Origin of the sequence: Viridibacillus sp. FSL H8-0110 (assembly GCF_038003565.1) — a bacterium.
GTDB lineage: Bacteria > Bacillota > Bacilli > Bacillales_A > Planococcaceae > Viridibacillus > Viridibacillus arenosi.
Window position 1 is genome coordinate 3,194,671 of record NZ_JBBOPJ010000001.1, and the last position, 17,144, is coordinate 3,211,814.

At 36.6% G+C, this 17,144-nt stretch carries 17 protein-coding genes and 1 pseudogene; 1 reads left to right on the top strand and 17 read right to left on the bottom strand.

Features of this window, described 5'->3' with window-relative positions:
* Positions 1-48: 48 nt before the first annotated feature.
* From ccsB to MHH98_RS16035, 7 genes are all read right to left on the bottom strand, one after another.
* A complete protein-coding gene (ccsB, locus tag MHH98_RS16005; RefSeq protein ID WP_038190921.1) occupies positions 49-1,239 on the bottom strand; it encodes a c-type cytochrome biogenesis protein CcsB in 1,191 nt (396 codons plus the stop codon).
* Entirely contained in the window at positions 1,239-2,927 is a 1,689-nt protein-coding gene (locus MHH98_RS16010) for a cytochrome c biogenesis protein ResB (RefSeq protein WP_038190925.1), read from the bottom strand. The genes ccsB and MHH98_RS16010 overlap by 1 nt, the downstream gene beginning before the upstream one ends.
* 13 nt (positions 2,928-2,940) lie before the next feature.
* Positions 2,941-3,474 (bottom strand): thiol-disulfide oxidoreductase ResA, encoded by a 534-nt coding sequence (gene resA, locus MHH98_RS16015; RefSeq protein ID WP_038190928.1) that lies wholly within the window; start codon positions 3,472-3,474, stop codon positions 2,941-2,943.
* A gap of 253 nt (positions 3,475-3,727) precedes the next feature.
* Complete coding sequence (locus MHH98_RS16020; protein WP_038190931.1) at positions 3,728-4,459, bottom strand: pseudouridine synthase; 732 nt, start codon at positions 4,457-4,459, stop codon at positions 3,728-3,730.
* Positions 4,460-4,655: 196 nt separating this feature from the next.
* Positions 4,656-5,657, bottom strand: a complete 1,002-nt coding sequence (locus tag MHH98_RS16025; RefSeq protein ID WP_235175779.1) for a D-alanyl-D-alanine carboxypeptidase family protein — start codon at positions 5,655-5,657, stop codon at positions 4,656-4,658.
* 17 nt (positions 5,658-5,674) lie between these two features.
* Positions 5,675-6,274 (bottom strand): SMC-Scp complex subunit ScpB, encoded by a 600-nt coding sequence (scpB, locus tag MHH98_RS16030; RefSeq protein WP_038190934.1) that lies wholly within the window; start codon positions 6,272-6,274, stop codon positions 5,675-5,677.
* Positions 6,240-7,025 carry a segregation/condensation protein A gene (locus tag MHH98_RS16035; protein ID WP_038190937.1) on the bottom strand — a complete coding sequence of 262 codons (786 nt, stop codon included), beginning with the start codon at positions 7,023-7,025 and terminating at the stop codon, positions 6,240-6,242. Before MHH98_RS16035 ends, scpB begins: the two co-directional genes overlap by 35 nt.
* Before the next feature lie 56 nt (positions 7,026-7,081).
* On the opposite strand from MHH98_RS16035, the gene MHH98_RS16040 reads away from it, so the two are divergent.
* On the top strand, positions 7,082-7,582 hold the full coding sequence (locus MHH98_RS16040) for a DUF309 domain-containing protein (RefSeq protein WP_038191205.1): 501 nt from the start codon (positions 7,082-7,084) through the stop codon (positions 7,580-7,582).
* Here MHH98_RS16040 and MHH98_RS16045 read toward each other — a convergent pair.
* The 10 genes and pseudogenes from MHH98_RS16045 to xerD form a co-directional block, all read right to left on the bottom strand.
* Positions 7,579-7,950: a GNAT family N-acetyltransferase gene (locus MHH98_RS16045; protein WP_038190938.1), complete on the bottom strand. Its 372-nt coding sequence runs from the start codon at positions 7,948-7,950 to the stop codon at positions 7,579-7,581. The two genes, MHH98_RS16040 and MHH98_RS16045, sit on opposite strands and share 4 nt — an antisense overlap.
* 184 nt (positions 7,951-8,134) lie before the next feature.
* A complete protein-coding gene (gene lysA / locus MHH98_RS16050) occupies positions 8,135-9,460 on the bottom strand; it encodes a diaminopimelate decarboxylase (RefSeq protein ID WP_038190941.1) in 1,326 nt (441 codons plus the stop codon).
* Between the two features lie 100 nt (positions 9,461-9,560).
* Positions 9,561-11,021, bottom strand: coding sequence for a spore germination protein (locus MHH98_RS16055; protein ID WP_038190953.1), 1,461 nt, complete (start codon positions 11,019-11,021; stop codon positions 9,561-9,563).
* Positions 11,018-11,806: a SigF/SigG family RNA polymerase sporulation sigma factor gene (locus tag MHH98_RS16060; protein WP_038191206.1), complete on the bottom strand. Its 789-nt coding sequence runs from the start codon at positions 11,804-11,806 to the stop codon at positions 11,018-11,020. The genes MHH98_RS16055 and MHH98_RS16060 overlap by 4 nt, the downstream gene beginning before the upstream one ends.
* 4 nt (positions 11,807-11,810) lie before the next feature.
* Positions 11,811-12,257: an anti-sigma F factor gene (gene spoIIAB / locus MHH98_RS16065; RefSeq protein WP_038190956.1), complete on the bottom strand. Its 447-nt coding sequence runs from the start codon at positions 12,255-12,257 to the stop codon at positions 11,811-11,813.
* A complete protein-coding gene (locus MHH98_RS16070; RefSeq protein ID WP_053417375.1) occupies positions 12,250-12,603 on the bottom strand; it encodes an STAS domain-containing protein in 354 nt (117 codons plus the stop codon). Before MHH98_RS16070 ends, spoIIAB begins: the two co-directional genes overlap by 8 nt.
* A gap of 487 nt (positions 12,604-13,090) precedes the next feature.
* Positions 13,091-13,192, bottom strand: a pseudogene (locus MHH98_RS22150) (hypothetical protein); the annotation flags it as partial.
* A 441-nt stretch (positions 13,193-13,633) separates the two neighbouring features.
* On the bottom strand, positions 13,634-14,938 hold the full coding sequence (locus MHH98_RS16075) for a pyrimidine-nucleoside phosphorylase (RefSeq protein WP_038190962.1): 1,305 nt from the start codon (positions 14,936-14,938) through the stop codon (positions 13,634-13,636).
* A 16-nt stretch (positions 14,939-14,954) separates the two neighbouring features.
* Positions 14,955-16,139, bottom strand: coding sequence for a phosphopentomutase (gene deoB, locus MHH98_RS16080; RefSeq protein WP_038190965.1), 1,185 nt, complete (start codon positions 16,137-16,139; stop codon positions 14,955-14,957).
* 85 nt (positions 16,140-16,224) lie between these two features.
* The gene (gene xerD, locus MHH98_RS16085; RefSeq protein WP_038190968.1) at positions 16,225-17,130 is read right to left on the bottom strand and encodes a site-specific tyrosine recombinase XerD; all 906 of its coding nucleotides are present in this window, start codon (positions 17,128-17,130) and stop codon (positions 16,225-16,227) included.
* Between the last annotated feature and the right edge of the window lie 14 nt (positions 17,131-17,144).

Sequence of the window (17,144 nt, forward strand, 5' to 3'; positions counted from 1 at the left end):
CCCTATAAAGGAAAAGGCTTTAGCTTTTCAACAATCCCAAGCTGATTATTAACCAGCGTAAGAGTGAAGACCTGCTATGATTAAATTAACAGCAACTAGGTTGAACATAATGATAACAAAACCAATTACTGCTAACCAAGCTGACTTCCCACCTTGCCATCCTTTTGAAAGGCGTAAGTGTAAGAATGCTGCATAGAATAACCATGTGATAAGTGCCCAAACCTCTTTAGGATCCCAGCCCCAGAAACGAGACCATGCTTCTTGTGCCCAAATCATCGCGAAGATTAATGCACCAAGCGTAAATACTGGGAAGCCAATTAATACCGAACGATAACCAATTTCATCCATCAATTGTGAGTTTGCACGTTTTGCGAACGGTTGCATAATAACCGCAATTGGTTTACGAATGATTAAACGAATTAAACCGTATAAAAGCGTACCAATTAGGATTGACCAAACTACTGTTGTCAATTTTTTCGCATTAACAATTGCTGGTACGTCTGCAATTGGTTGCATTTTATCTGCGGTTAATAATTCAGATTGATGCATCCCGAACAGCGCCGGTGTGTTATACGTAATTTCTTTAGTATTACCATCTTTATCTACGTAGCTAAATTCCGCTTCATAGCCTGTTACGTTAAATGTCGTTGTAACTGCTACGAAACCTAGTACTAGTACTAAGGCGTACATAACAACTTCTATCCAGAAACTTTGTTTAGATTTTTTTGTTAAGTCAATATTTTTTAGTAAGTAAATTAAACCTGCAACAGCACTTATTGCTAGAATAGATTCTCCAATTGCTGCTGTAATTACGTGAATATATAACCAGTAACTTTTTAACGCTGGAATTAATGGGTTTACTTCACGAGGGAACATACTAGCGTAAGCAATAATAATAATTGCGATAGGTAAGGCAAAGAGTCCAAGTGCCGGCACTTTATAGATAAAGTAAATTAAGATAAATGCTCCTACAACGAACATGCCGAATGCTGTCGTGAATTCAAACATATTACTAACAGGTGCATGTCCAGCATACACCCATCTAGTAATGAAATAACCAAGATTTGCTATGAAGCCAACTAGCGTAATGATAATCGCTAATGAACCCCATTTTTTTCCTGCATCAGCTGATTCGTCTTTTGAACCACCTTTGACTGCACCACCAAAAAGTAAAGTAGCTATTAGGTATGCGACGAACGCTACAAATAGTAGATTTCCGCTTAAGTCAATTAAACTCATTAGATGTTGTCACCTTCCTTTTCTTTGTCTTTCAATTTCTTCTCAGCATCCTCTGCTTTTTGATCTTCATCATGTTGATCTACATAAACCGGAAGATGAGCGTACTCCGTAACTGCATCCAAATCTTTTTTCATACTGAACCAGTTTTTGTTTGTATGCGATGCCATTAATAAACGACCATCTTTTGTTTTTAATAGCCATAAGCGACGGTGGCTCCAATAAGAACCGATTGTGACACCTAACATAAAGATTATGCCACCTAACATTAGTATCATAAGTGTTTTATCTTTACGGACTGTTAAGCCTGATACGTTACGTGTATCAACAGCACTAAATTTCATTTTATACTTAGTTTCACCTAATGGCTCAAGTGTTTGTTTAATAGCTACAAAGCTTGTTTCGCCTTTTGGTGTTTCAGGTGTATACATATCAAAAATAAATGCTGGATTATTTGGTAATGGTGAAGCTGTTTGTGGTTCTCCGTCTTCAAAACCTGCAAAGTCTGGGAAGTATTTTTTCAAGACAACTTTACTATCTTTTCCAACTTTATATTCTTTTTCAGGATTAGTTAAATCAATTGCTACTGATCCTAGGGATTTCTCCGACTTTTTATCAATTAAATCAAAGTGCATCGTCTTTAACTCATTCAAGCGGAAATCCATTTGATAAAGTGCATAACCATCATATTTCAACGGCTTATTTACGATTATCGGCATTTCTTTCACTAGAGTTAAATTAGATGTATCACCAGGAACTGAGTCTTCTGGTGCTTTATATAACTTAACATCTGTTTGATAGTTTTTCGCAACAGCGTTGACCGCTTTTTTAGATTCATTAAATTCTTCTTTTTGTTCATCTTTTGAATACGTTTCAAAAGTGAATTTTTTACTTTCTAAATAAAAGCCTTCCATTCCTGGAATAGCCATTGTTTCGCCTTCACGGATCCAAAGTGTTTTATCAATGTAAAAACCTGGCATTAAGCGAAGCATAACACCAAATAGGAAAATGATTAAACCAACATGGTTGATATATGGACCCCATCTAGCAAAACGACCTTTTTCAGCTAATAACGCGCCATCTTCACGACGAACATTGTATTTCATTTCTTTCATTTTCGCTTCTGTTAGATCAAATGCTTTATCAGCTTCTTCTGATGACATTTCACCAGAAGCAAAAATACGTTGTCGTTTCAAGAAGTTTTCATGACGTTTTACTCGTTGATTTTTTAGAGATTTGTATAGTGGAATTCCTCGGTCAAGACTGGCAACAATAATCGAAATACCAAGCATACCGATTAACGTCTGGAACCACCATGAACTATAAATATCTGCTAATCCTAATTTATAGTAAATCGATCCGAAAGTACCATAAGCAGCTTTATATGCAGCAGCAGCGTCTTGATATTCTGTAAGAGATACATAAATCACTTGAGGTAGAAATGTACCAATGCCCGCGGCAACTAACGTGATAATAATAATTGCAACTCCAACTTTTACACTTGAAAAGAAGTTCCAAATTTTATCAATAATCGTTGTGTTATACGTTTTTGAACGAATCGCGGTTCCTTCATAACGCATATCTGCTAATTTTCTGCTCTTTTCTTCTTCAGTAAGTGGGCTACCACATTTCTCGCATAAAGTTGTGCCTTCTGGGTTCTCGTGACCGCATTCACAAATAATTTTTTTCATCTTCTAGAACTCCTTACTCTGGCTTGATACTTGAAAAGAATTCAGCTAACATTTCTTCTGTCAATTCGCCTTCATGTACTCGAACAACTTTACCTGTTGGATCAATAAATATAGAAGCTGGTAAGTTATTTACATTATAAGCCCTTGTGACACTTTTTGTTTTATCGATTACAACTGGGAATTTTAAATCGAAGTCAGAAATGAAATTTTCTACTTCAAAAACTGTTTGTGCTTGGTTAATAGATAATACTTCTATACCTTGGTCTTTAAACACCTTATACTGATTGTTCATTGCTGGCATTTCTTTTTTACAAGGTTTACACCAAGTACCCCAGAAATTCAACATGACACCCTTACCTTTATAATCAGATAAGCGATGTGTTTGACCATTTAAATCCACTAGAGAAAAATCTGGTGCTTCTGCCCCAACTTTTAATAATCGAACTTCATCCTTCGTAGCTGTTGTATATATGGTATAACCAATTGCTACTACAAGAATTGCTAAAATCAGCGTTCTTACATAAAATCTCTTTTTCTTTTTATCCATACTCGAAGTAGACCTCCTAAAAAACATCCGAAACAATCTACCTAATTATAGCAAAGTTTTGAATGACGAAATTTTGAATATTTGAAGTGTTTGTGAACGTTTCCATTCTGAGCATAGTGTTTTTATATCATTTTTTTGTAGGTTGCCTCGTGTTGTTTTATGCTATGTAAAATTGGTTAAGACGTCTAGAAAATACTAACTAAACGCCTTGTACCTATTTTGGAATGTTAACGGTTATTGACATACATTAGGTTTAACCTATCTTACCTGTCTCAGCTAATACTCTTAATTGTTTCACTTCATGATGTGTCAATTCTCTTGACTCGCCTGCATTCAATCCATGCAATGTTAAAAAAGCAAACTGTTCACGTTTTAATTTTTGTACTGGGTAACCTACTGCTTCAAACATGCGGCGCACTTGACGATTACGGCCTTCATGAATTGTTATTGCTACAATCGCCTTGCCTGATTTGCTATCTGAAGACATTAGTCTCACGCGTGCTGGTGCAGTCTTTCCATCCTCAAGCATAACGCCACGCTCTAATTGTCTTAATGCTTCTCTTGTAGGAATTCCTTTTACACGTGCTACATATGTTTTATCAATTTTGAATTTTGGATGTGTAAGTTGGTAAGAAAATTCACCATCATTTGTTAAAAGTAGCAAGCCTGAAGTTTCATAATCTAAACGACCAACAGGGAAAATGCGTTGTTCAACTTCGGGGAATAAATCTGTTACTGTTTTACGACCTTTATCGTCTGTTACAGCTGAAATAATACCTCTTGGTTTATATAGAAGATGATATACTTTACGTTCTTTTTCTAATTTAACTCCTTCTACTTCTACTGAATCAGAAGGAGAGACTTTTGTGCCAAGCTCTCTAACTACCTGTCCATTGACTTTAACTAAGCCTTGCTTAATCATTTCTTCTGCTTTTCTACGTGATGCAATACCTGCATACGCTATTACTTTTTGTAGTCTTTCCATTCGTTCACCTCATAAGTTAAATACTATTAGCCTGTCCAAAATTATGGCACACTTTCTACTATAAGAAAAGTATTAGTACCTTAATTAAGTCCTTAACTAATATGTTTGTAAACAGTTTATCTGCTTTTTATATCACTTTTTTATATAAAATCGAAAAAGGCTGCTAATATAAGCAGCCTTTTCTCTACTCAACCATTTATTTCCACTGTACATCAACAATAGCATCCTTAACTGGTTGGTCATCTATATAAAATGACCATCTACCTATCGAGTCTTTAGTTTTGGACCTAGGTAACTGTAAGATATGTTTTACCTTTTTTACTTCTTTCTTCGTCAGAAGTAAGTGCTGTGGCTCTGTTAATTTAATATTAATATCTGATTGTACAGAATACGTACCTTCTTTTGCTATTACTTCATTCGTATAATGTTTAAACACGTAATCAGCAAAATTACTATGGACAACCCAATCATTACCCTCATTGATCGTTACTACAATTACCTTTTTTCCATCTTTTTCAAAATAAGTAGCAAGTGTTCGTCCTGCTACTTTTGTATAGCCTGTTTTACCAGCTATCGCAAATTTGTTATTACGAACGAGCTTATGCTTATTTTCCCATAGTGTCCCGTTCCCTGTAGTACCTTTAAAATATTTTGTAGAAGCTATCTTCTCAAATTTTTCATTTTTCATGGCAATTCGTAACATTTGAGCTGTGTCATATGCAGAAGCTAAGTGCTTTTCATTGTGGAGTCCTGACGGATTTTCAAAATGCGTATTTTCCAAACCATAAAAGAGTGCGGTATCATTCATCATTTTAGAAAAACCTTCTAGAGATCCACCTGCAGCTTCTGCTATTGCCGCAGCTGCATCATTACCTGAACGTAACAATAGTCCATAGAGTAATGTTTCTAATGTTGTCTCTTCTCCAGCAGTTAAATAAATGGAAGACCCTTCACTCGTTGCTGCTCTTTGAGAAATGGTAACTGGTGTTTTTAAATCCAAATTCTCTATTGCAACAAGCGCAGTCCACATTTTCGTCAAACTAGCAATTGGTAAGGGTACATTTTCGTTAGACCCCGCTAGTAATCTCCCTGTCTCTGCATCAATGACTGCATATGAACTTGATGCAGCAGAACTAGGCGTCGTAGTAATTAGTAGTAAAACTACCATCAATAATCCGATTATATATCGGCGAAGCAATCGCCCACACCTTTCTTCTATTCTGAATCTGAATCTTGGAAAGCTTCTTGGAACTTAGACATGAATAAATCTGGGTTTTCATTAGATGAATCAGTTTCACCCATAGGTAAATCTGGTAATTCGTTTAAATCTTTCAAGCCAAAGTAGTTTAAGAACTCCTTTGTTGTGCCATATAATATTGCTCGGCCAGTTCCTTCAGCTCGACCTACTTCCTGTACTAAACCTTTTGAGCTTAAAGTATGTAGCGGTCGTTCACTTTTTACACCACGTAAATCTTCAATTTCTACTCTAGTAATGGGTTGTTTGTATGCAACAATGGCAAGGACTTCTAGTGAGGCTTGTGATAATGATTGACTAGGCGGGTTTTCAACAAGTCGCTGAATCGTATCTGCAAGGGCAGGTTTTGAAGTAAGCTGGTAGGTACCAGCTAATTCTTTCAGTGTAATGCCACGCCCTTCTTCTGTGTTGTAATGATGAGCTAATTGTTCCAAAGCTTGTGCTACCTTCTCTTCTTGCTCCTCTGTTAAGAAACTTAGTTGTCTGATAGTTAAACCATCTTCACCAATTACGAAAAGTAAGCTTTCAATTTTGCTCATCAATTGATTCAAGTTGTTCATCGTTCAAATCTTCCTTCCGTAATATTACCGTTAAATCTTCAAAGTTATTATTCTGCTCTACTGCTATTATTTGGCGTTTCATCAATTCTAGTAATGATAAAAATGTAATAACCAAAGTTGATTTATCTTCATAAGGGAATAGATCGAAAAAGCTTGAGCGTCCACCTGCTAATTTTAGCACACCCATCATAGTTTTCATTTGATCCTTTATGGAAACATCGTGCCTAGTAATTTTAGTCGTTAATGGCGCTTTTAGATGTTTTCGTCTAAGCATTTTTTGAAAAGCACCGACCATATCAAACACATTCACAGACGTTTCAAATAATGCTAATTGCTCTGCTGGAGCGAATGCTGAAAGATCCGCTGGCGGTCTTGTAAAATATTGCGCACGAGACGACTCTAAGTCTTTTAAATTCACTGCGGCATCTTTAAATTTTCTATATTCAATTAATCGGGCAACGAGCTCTTCACGTGGATCGGGCTCATCCATGTCGAATTCCGTTTCATCTAACTCCCCTTCATGGATTGGTAAGAGCATTTTACTCTTAATCGCTAGTAAAGATGCCGCCATAACTAAATATTCACTTGCTTCATTCAATTCAAGTACTTGCATTGCACGAATATGCTCCATATACTGAGCCGTAAGCTCCGCCATTGGAATATCATATATATCAATTTCCAAGCGATGAATTAAATGTAATAATAGATCGAGAGGTCCTTCAAAGGCCTCGAGTTTTACTTCATATGACATAGTCAACCACCTGACAGTTTATGTTCAAAATACAGTATAGAGGAATGGTGTTCGAAATGCATCCGATGTACCACCCATTATTTGTCCAGTTTCTAACATATTTCAATGGCAATCAAGATTACTTTGAATGTCACGAAGTGTTAGAGGAGTATTGGAAAGAAATAGCTCCAAGAGATAAAACTCACCCCTTAACAGGATGGATTCAACTAGCAACCGGCCTATACCATTGGCGCCGAGAAAATTTTAGTGGAGCCAAAACAATCTTAAAAAAAGCATATATTACTTTAGAGCAGTCCGTCAATTCTTCATTTATGGAAGAAGTGGACGGTATTGCAATTTTACACTCTATGCAGAAAATTCAACATGCAGTAGAAAAAAAAGAGCCTTTCCAAAAATTTATTCTACCAATTACCTCAGTAACCCTAGAGAACCAAGTTTTCACATCAATTGCCTTATTGAAAGAAACAGATGCTCATTACCTACAACATAAGCATATGCTACGTGACCGCTCGGATATTCTCCTGGCGAGAGACGAAAAAAGAAGAAGCAGACATTAAATTTCTTTGTCTGCTTCTTCTAGCATCGCTTTACATTTCTGTATGAACGGTGCAGTTTGATCACAAGCTGCGATCACACAATCCATATCCATTTTAGAAAGCTGTTTAACCATCTCTTTACCGAGTCCCTCACCTCTATGTGAAGGGTCAACCGATATATGTCTAACAATCCATTCGTCATCAGCAATCTCTACGCCAACTAAACCAATAAAGTCGTCCTCTTGTTTCCATAAAAACAGTTGCCAGTTTGGATCTGTATCGTATTGTCGAATCGTTTCTTGTAGTAATTTCAGATCTTTTTGATCTGGCATAAAAGACAAGAGCCCCATCGCAATTTTTTCGAATGCTTTCTTATAACGACATAACATTTATATGATCCCTCTTTTTGCCTTTAAGTATCTTTCAACATCCTACACGAAAAGCAAAAATTACGCAAATAGATTCACATTATTTACCTATATTTGATGGAGCAATATAAAGCCAATAAATAACGCCCCATGCTGTTGTTAATATTAGGAATAACAGAAGTAATAAAATATTACTTTTCTTCAATTAACGATTTACCTCCTTCCCAATCGTTAGAGGAAGGTCAAGCTTCACAAGATCTTCATAACTTTCGCGCTTTACAACTAATTGATGTGCGCCTTTTTCCGCAAAAACGACAGCAGGCCTTGGAATACGATTATAGTTACTCGCCATTGAATAACCATACGCACCTGTACAGAACACAGCCAAAATATCCCCTGATTCTGCTTTTGGCAACTTGATATCCTCAATCAGTTTATCACCAGACTCGCATAACTTACCAGCAATCGTATATGTGTTAACTAATTCGTCATTCATTTTATTGGCAATGACACCCTCGTATTTTGCGTCGTAAAGAGCTGGACGTATATTATCAGACATCCCACCATCAACCGCAAGATAATTCCTCGTATTAGGAACTTCTTTTTGAGAACCGACTGTATAAAGTGTTGTACCAGCGTCTCCAACTAGCGAACGACCTGGTTCAATCCAAATTTCAGGCATCGGCATTGAAAAAACAGCCATCTCTTGTTGTACTGCTTTGATCATATCATCTACATAAACTGCTGGTTGAAGTGGTGTGTCCTCTTCTGTATAACGAATTCCGAATCCTCCACCTAAATTTAATACTTGGCTAATGAAGCCGGATTCTTTATACCATTCGCCCATTTTATCACTTATTTTTTTTGCTGCTAAGCTGAAAGCCGCTGTATCGAAGATTTGTGAGCCAATATGACAATGCATTCCTTGTAATTCTAAATATGGGTGATTTTGCAATAGCATAAATGCACGGTCCGCTTGTCCATTATTTAAGTCAAAACCAAATTTAGAATCTGCTTGACCTGTTGTTATAAAGTCATGCGTATGTGCCTCTACTCCTGGAGTTACACGGATTAGGACGTGCATTTTTTGTTGACGTGCTTCAGATAGTTGTTTCAAGGCATCAATTTCATCAAAATTATCAATTACAATACATCCAATTTTCGAATCGAAAGCAAGATTTAATTCATCGTAGCTTTTATTATTACCATGGAAATGGATGCGTTCACTTGGGAAACCTGCTTTTAAAGCGGTATAAAGCTCCCCACCAGAAACAACATCGACTGATAGTCCTTCTTCAGCCGCTAATTGATAGATTGCAACGCTTGAAAACGCCTTACTAGCATAAGCAACTTGTGCTTGCACCCCTGCATTTTTAAAAGTATTAATAAATCCTTGCGCTCGCTCTCGAAAAAGGGCTGTATCGTAAACGAATAAAGGTGTACCATATGTTTTTGTTAAATCAATAGCGTCTACTTGTCCAATTGTTAAATGACCATTTTCAGTTACGTTTTGAGTACCATATAAATGCATCAAATCTCTCCCTTTATCCGTATCACCCAAAAGAATTCACGGAATTTTTCTATAACTAATTGAACTTTATCATAGAAAGAGAAATGTATGCAATGGCATATCATGAACGTTTTCGCTGTTTTGCACCAACAATATACGGTCTTAAAGCATCGCTCGTCATAGGGAATCGTATGAATATACGTAAAAAAGCTTGTGGGAAGAACGGAACAACTGGCCACATATAAGGTACTTTCATTGGTCGTAACGAACAAATATATAAGAAAAGCCCTAATATACCTAGGAAGAATCCATTAACTCCGAGCCATGCGGTTATGAGTAACAAAAAGATCCTAAATACTTTAATGGTGATACTCAATTCATACGAAGGAATTACAAATGTGAAAATGGCAGTAATTGCTGTATATAACACAACTTCAGGTGAAAAAAGTCCAACATCAATTGCAATATTCCCGATAATAACACCTGCAATTAATCCCATCGCAGTGGAAAGTGGAGTTGGTGTATGAATGGAGGCAAGCCGCAAGTATTCTATCCCTGCATCTGCTATTAATATTTGGAGTAATATCGGTATGGCGGACTTCTTATCTATTCCGACGAAATCTAAAAACGTAGGAATCAATTCATGATGCTTGATTAATAAATACCAAAAAGGTAATACTATGAGGCTTAAAAAAGTCCCGAAGAAGCGTAAGAAGCGGACAGCTGTTCCAATAAAAGGGGCCTGACGATATTCCTCTGCATGTTGTAAATGATGAAAAAATGTTACGGGTACTAAAATAATTGAAGGTGACGTATCGACAATTATCGCGATATGACCTTCCAATAAATGAGCGGCGGTAATATCAGGTCGCTCAGTGTAGCGTACAAAAGGTAGTGGATGGAAACCTTGTTTAAATAACCATTCCTCTATTGATTTATCCGCCATTGTTAAACCATCATGATGGATTTTCTTCATACGCTGGCGTATATAATTGAGATGGTCCTCATTGGCAATACCCTTCATAAATACGATTGCTGTATCTGTCTTGCCTTTATCAGAGATTTGATGCAATTCAAACCGCAAGGATGCATCTCGAATTCGCCTTCTTATAAGCCCTGAATTTTGTACAATATTTTCTGTAAATCCATCACGTGACCCCCTAATAACTTTTTCATTATCAGGTTCCTCAGGTTGTCTACCAGGATAAGCCCTTAAATCCGCTATAAAAGCATAGCCAGATGGAGTTATAAACGCCACCTGGCCCCCTAATATCGCAGTTAATAGCTGTTCCTGATTCGTCATCGGCTCCCAAGCAAAATACGGGAAGCAAAATTGGAAAAATTCCGGCTCAGTTTCAGGTGTATATCCTTCCACCTCTTGAGTCGGTTGAATATTGACAAGAATTTCTGTGAAGTTGGCACTATCAACGAGCCCATTAATATAAATAGAGAACACCGGCATTTTGTATAAATGCAAATGTTTCATTCCTATATCAAAGCTTTCGCTTTCACCGAATTTTGAAATCATAAACTTTTCTGCTTCTTCTATACTTGCGAAAATAGGTTTTTGTTCTTCAGTCATTTTTTTGCCGCCTTTTCTAATCCTTTCAATTGACCTGGTGCTAGCCAAATTTTCAACTGTGATAAGATTCGTTTTTCTAGTCGCGATACTTGTACTTGTGAAATGCCAAGTCTTTCAGCAATTTCACTTTGAGTACAATCTAAGTAATAGCGTAAATAAATAACAGATTGTTCCCTTTTACCAAGTCTTGTTAAAATATCTCGAAGTGGTATATGCTCAAACGGCCTTTCAGAGGTAGCATCTCTCATTTGGTCCATTAACGTAATTGGATCACCATCACTTTCAAATAATTGTTCATGTAGTGATGCAGGGTCCCTTAGAGCATCCGAAGCCATTGCTATTTCATCAGTTGTGACTTCCAACAAATCGGCCAATTCCTTCATCGTAGGGGGTCTTTCATTGATTTTAAGAAAATCATCTGTGGCATGCCGAATTTTATAGTTAAGCTCTCTAATAGATCGGCTTACTTTAACCATACCGTCATCTCTTAAAAAACGTTGAATTTCACCAATTATCATAGGTACTGCGTACGTTGAAAATTTCACTTGGTATGACAGATCAAATTTGTCAATCGACTTCATTAAGCCAATACAGCCTATTTGAAAAAGATCCTCTAAATCTGCCCCGCGTGAAGCAAAACGCTGTACGATTGACCAAACAAGGCGCGTATTCCCCTCTACCATCTCCTTTCTAGCGTTTGCATCGCCAGCTTGAGACTGCAGTATGAGTTCTCGCATTTTCTCCTGTGTCAGTAATATGGAAGAGGCTTGTGGTTTAGATGTCATTTTCTCACCTAGCGGCAAACGGTGAACCTACTGGTTGAAATTGCTTCTTGAAGGTGACCGTTGTCCCTTTCCCGCGTTCGGACTTAACAGATAACTGATCCGTGAAGCTTTCCATAATTGTAAAGCCCATGCCAGAGCGATCCATTTGTTGCTTTGTCGTATATAAAGGTTCCATTGCTTGCTGTACGTCTTCAATTCCACATCCTTGATCTGAAATCGTCACTGTTACTTCTCTATCAACACGAGTAGCATAAACAGTTACAATGCCTGTGCGATTTTCCTCATAGCCATGAATAATTGCATTTGTAACCGCTTCTGAAATGACAGTTTTTACCTCAGACAATTCCTCAATCGTTGGATCTAGCACTGTCATGAAACTCGTCATCGCCATACGCGCTAGTGCTTCATTTTCACTGACCGCTAAAAACGATAAAGTCATTTCATTATCCATTCAAAATCCCCCCTAAAGTTCGAATTACTTCATCTTCTGTACCTTGCCAAATATATTTGGACAATCCTGAAAACTGGAATATTTTCTGCATTGTAGCAGACGGATTTAAGATGACTGTTTGTCCATTGATTGGCGCTAAATCACGCATTCTTCCTAAAATTAAACCAATGCCAGCGCTATCCATAAACTGTAGGTCACCTAAGTTCCAAACAATTGCGTGAACGCTACCTTGGTATATTGCTTGTGAAATGTCTTCTCGAATACGGTTTGCAGCGTGATGGTCTAAATCACCTTGTAAACGAATAACGGCAATGCCATCCACTGTCAGTTGAATTAGTTGTTGCATAGTCATACCTCCTTTTCACAAGCATATTCCACATTTGTTTTGCGTTATCCTTCTGCATGACAATTTAAGAAGAAACCTTCTAAATTTAGAACTAAATCGACAGTAAATGGATGTCATCTTTATCCATAAGTATTGGAGATTCGAGGAAATTTTAATCAAAAAAAATCTCTATTTTTATAAAAACAAAATTGAATGGTGGAAAATGGAGAAAATCAAGAAATTAGGTCAACAAGTAATGTGATCTTTTTTAATATAGATCTCATTTCACAGTATTTTAGTTTTTGGCTGTTTTCTAAAAGATTGATTTCTGTTAAAACATAAAAAAGTTAATATACGAGATGATTATATTTAGGTTAGATGATTTTAATAGTTGATATTAAAAGGACTACACATATAGATAAATGTGTAGTCCTAATTTAATATTTTGTTGCACTAAAATCCTATTTATTTAGCAAGGAATCTAATGATCTTAGCTAACATTCATTATTTAGTACAACCCATCTACATCTTCTTTCGTGTTAATAAAGATGTTTTTAGTTTGTGTGTATGCATCTAATATTGATTTGTAAGTTTCACGGCCAATACCTGATATGCGCTTGTGAATCATTGAACATAGCAGAATAATATTTTGAGAGAATAATTTGATGTCTAATTAACAAAACTGATATTGTACATGTTGCAAAGTTGAAAGACTGGAGCAAGGATATCAAAAAGAAAAACAAGATGGCATACATGTTCTTAGAAAAATTTACATTGAATGAAATGTAAATTTTTTTCAATAGAATAAATGAAAATTATAAGACAAAAGTGGACTGCACTCTGTCAAATAGATAATGGCAGTTCACATCTTGTAGATTATCTATTTTTTTATTTTGAACCTTATGATTTGATTAACAATACCCTTAGAGAAAACAGCCTAGTTATTCTTTCAGTAAACGCATTCTTCCACCACCACAAAATTTATTTTTTTCAACATTTAATCAACAAAAAAAGCTGGTACTCAATTAAATGAGTACCAGCTCTTAAAAAATTATTCTGTTATGATAGCCTCGATTAATTTCGGTGCTTGAGGTGCTTCTTTGGAAATTTTAATATGTGAATAGATTTTATCAATCACTGAAGAGACATCTTCTTGGTTTGCATAAATTGTTACGAGAGACTCACCTTTCGTTACTTTATCGCCAACTTTTTTGCGTAGCATTAAACCAACAGCTAAGTCGATAGTCGATTCTTTCGTAGCACGACCTGCGCCTAAAATCATTGCAGCTGTTCCAACTTCATCAGCTTCGATAAATGATACAAAGCCATCTTCTTTTGCTGGTACTTCGAAAGTATATTGAGCTTGAGGCAACAATGAAGTATCATCCACAACTGCAGGGTTACCACCTTGACCTTCAATAAATTGTTTGAAGATTTCTAATGCGCTACCGTTTTTGATAACTTCAAGTAATTGTTCACGCGCTTCTTCAATTGTTTTCGCGTGACCACCTAGAACCACCATTTGACTACCAAGTGTTAAGCAAAGCTCCGTTAAATCTTCCGGACCTTCTCCTCTTAAAGTATCAATTGCTTCTTTTACTTCTAATGCATTACCAATCGCAAAACCAAGCGGTTGGCTCATATCAGAAATAATAGCCATTGTGTTACGACCGACATTATTGCCGATTTGGACCATTGCATGTGCTAAATTCTTAGCATCCTCAACAGTCTTCATGAAGGCACCTTCACCCGTTTTTACATCAAGTACAATAGCATCTGCACCTGCGGCAATTTTTTTACTCATAATTGAGCTCGCGATTAAAGGGATGCTACTTACTGTTGCTGTCACATCTCTTAGAGCGTATAGTTTTTTGTCAGCAGGTGTTAAGTTACCAGTTTGACCAATAACGGCTAATTTAATGTCATTTACTTGCTCAATAAATTGCTCTGTCGTCAATTCAACATGGAAGCCTTCAATAGCCTCTAATTTATCAATAGTGCCTCCTGTATGCCCTAAACCTCGTCCACTCATTTTAGCAACAGGAACACCGACAGCTGCTACTAAAGGGCCTAATACTAACGTTGTTGTGTCACCAACGCCACCAGTCGAATGCTTATCAACTTTAATACCTTCGATTTTAGATAGATCAATCTGATCTCCTGATTCAACCATTGCCATTGTTAAATCTGCACGTTCACGATCGTTCATATCTTTAAAATAAATAGCCATCAATAAACTACTTGCTTGATAATCTGGAATTGAACCGTTTGTATATCCTTCTACGAAAAAGCGAATCTCTTCCGTAGTTAATTCTCCACCATCACGTTTTTTTTCAATAATATCAACTATTCGCATTTTATTACTCCCTCACTTATTTTAAATTTGATAAGAAGCTTGTGCCAAATTCCGGTAATTTCACATTGAAGTTTTCTGCAACTGTTGCACCAATATCAGCAAATGTAAGTCTTAATGGTAATTCATGACCTTCTTTAAAGCGTGGTGAATAAGCGATTAATGGCACATATTCACGTGTATGATCACTTCCAGGGAAAGTTGGATCATTTCCATGGTCAGCTGTTATTATTAACAGATCATCTTCCGATAACGCTTCCAAAACTTCTGGTAAACGACGGTCAAATTCTTCTAACGCTTCACCATATCCAATTGGATCTCTACGGTGACCATAAGCTGCATCAAAGTCAACTAAGTTTAAAAATGATAAACCATGGAAATCCTTACGTACAACTTGTGATACCTTGTCCATACCATCTGTATTATCCTTTGTACGGATTGCTTCTGTTACACCTTCATTGTTAAAGATATCTGAAATTTTACCTAAAGCAATGACATCAAAACTAGCATCTTTTAATTCATTCATCACTGTACGTCCAAATGGTTTTAACGCATAATCATGACGATTCGATGTACGTTCAAAGTTACCTGGAGTTCCAATGAAAGGACGAGCAATTACACGGCCTACTAAATATTCAGGTTGTAAAGTCAATTCGCGAGCGATTTCACATATTTTATACAATTCATCTAATGGAACAATTTCTTCATGTGCCGCGATTTGTAATACTGGATCAGCAGATGTATAGACGATAATAGCGCCGGTTTCCATATGCTCTTTACCGTAATCGTCAATCACTTGCGTACCACTTGCTGGCTTGTTACAAAGTACTTTGCGACCAGTACGTTCTTCTAATTGCTCGATTAAAGTTTGTGGGAAGCCTTCAGGATACACTTTGAACGGTTTATCAATATTTAAACCCATAATTTCCCAGTGTCCTGTCATTGTATCTTTCCCAACTGAAGCTTCTTGCATTTTGCCGAAATAAGCTGCAGGTTTTTCGACTGGAGTAATACCAGGTAACTCACGGATATTTGATAAACCTAATTCCCCCATATTGGGCATAGTTAAGCCATTCATTTTTTCTGCAATATGACCTAATGTATCTGCACCTACATCACCGAACTTTTCAGCATCAGGTGCTTCTCCAATACCTACTGAATCCATAACGATTAAGTGAATGCGTTTAAATGGTTTTGTGTTCATTTGTGTTCCTCCTTTATCTTTACATTCATTTTACCAAACTATACGAAAAAATAAATGTCAGACCTCTGACATTTAAAACTTTTTTTTATGCACGTGGGTGGAACTGCTTATATACTTCCGATAATCGCGTCTTACTAATATGTGTGTAAATTTGAGTTGTTGAAATATCAGCATGTCCAAGCAGTTCTTGAACTGCACGTAAATCAGCACCATTTTCAATTAAATGCGTCGCAAAAGAATGACGTAAAATATGTGGTGTGATTTCTTTATCTATACCCGCTTTCTCTGCATAATCCTTCATTAATTTCCAACAAAATTGTCGTGTTAAGCGATCTCCCCTTTGGTTGATAAAAAAAGCCTCTGATTTATGTAGCTTATCTTCTAGTATTGGTCTTCCCTTTTCTAAATATGCCAAGCATGCTTCTAAAGCTTTTCGTCCAAGTGGAATAATACGTTCTTTACCACCTTTACCAAAGACTCGTACGAAGCCCATTGTAGTATGAACATCTTCTAAATTCAGTGCAATACACTCACTTATTCGCATACCACTTGCATATAACAACTCAAGCATCGTTTGATCGCGAATTCCTTGAGGTTTTGCAAGATTGGGCATGGCTATTAAGTTATCAATTTCTTCAATCGATAAAATTTTTGGTAATTTTTTCTCTAACTTCGGCATTTCTAAATGCACTGTCGGATCCCCACTAGCTCTTTTTTCTCTTAACAAAAATTGATGGAATGAACGGATTGATGAAATATGTCTTGAAATAGTTCGTGCAGACTTCCCTGATGTTTTTAACATTTGCAAATGATGTAATATATTCACTCTGTCTATATCATCAAAATATTGTACACCTTGACTTACAAAAATATTCTTAGTATAAGCAGTGATATCTCTTTTATATGATTGTAATGTATTATCAGAAAGCTGGCGTTCAACGCGTAAAAAGTGTAAATAATCTTGGATTGCATCTAGTACATCTTGGTTCATTTTGGTTCCCTCCT

Coding starts and splice junctions, on each gene's coding strand:
- ccsB (WP_038190921.1), bottom strand. CDS start 1,239: ATGAGTTTAATTGACTTAAGCGGAAATCTACTATTTGTAGCGTTCGTC.
- MHH98_RS16010 (WP_038190925.1), bottom strand. CDS start 2,927: ATGAAAAAAATTATTTGTGAATGCGGTCACGAGAACCCAGAAGGCACA.
- resA (WP_038190928.1), bottom strand. CDS start 3,474: ATGGATAAAAAGAAAAAGAGATTTTATGTAAGAACGCTGATTTTAGCA.
- MHH98_RS16020 (WP_038190931.1), bottom strand. CDS start 4,459: ATGGAAAGACTACAAAAAGTAATAGCGTATGCAGGTATTGCATCACGT.
- scpB (WP_038190934.1), bottom strand. CDS start 6,274: ATGAACAACTTGAATCAATTGATGAGCAAAATTGAAAGCTTACTTTTC.
- MHH98_RS16035 (WP_038190937.1), bottom strand. CDS start 7,025: ATGTCATATGAAGTAAAACTCGAGGCCTTTGAAGGACCTCTCGATCTA.
- MHH98_RS16040 (WP_038191205.1), top strand. CDS start 7,082: ATGCATCCGATGTACCACCCATTATTTGTCCAGTTTCTAACATATTTC.
- MHH98_RS16045 (WP_038190938.1), bottom strand. CDS start 7,950: ATGTTATGTCGTTATAAGAAAGCATTCGAAAAAATTGCGATGGGGCTC.
- lysA (WP_038190941.1), bottom strand. CDS start 9,460: ATGCATTTATATGGTACTCAAAACGTAACTGAAAATGGTCATTTAACA.
- MHH98_RS16055 (WP_038190953.1), bottom strand. CDS start 11,021: ATGACTGAAGAACAAAAACCTATTTTCGCAAGTATAGAAGAAGCAGAA.
- MHH98_RS16060 (WP_038191206.1), bottom strand. CDS start 11,806: ATGACATCTAAACCACAAGCCTCTTCCATATTACTGACACAGGAGAAA.
- spoIIAB (WP_038190956.1), bottom strand. CDS start 12,257: ATGGATAATGAAATGACTTTATCGTTTTTAGCGGTCAGTGAAAATGAA.
- MHH98_RS16070 (WP_053417375.1), bottom strand. CDS start 12,603: ATGCAACAACTAATTCAACTGACAGTGGATGGCATTGCCGTTATTCGT.
- MHH98_RS16075 (WP_038190962.1), bottom strand. CDS start 14,938: ATGCGAATAGTTGATATTATTGAAAAAAAACGTGATGGTGGAGAATTA.
- deoB (WP_038190965.1), bottom strand. CDS start 16,139: ATGAACACAAAACCATTTAAACGCATTCACTTAATCGTTATGGATTCA.
- xerD (WP_038190968.1), bottom strand. CDS start 17,130: ATGAACCAAGATGTACTAGATGCAATCCAAGATTATTTACACTTTTTA.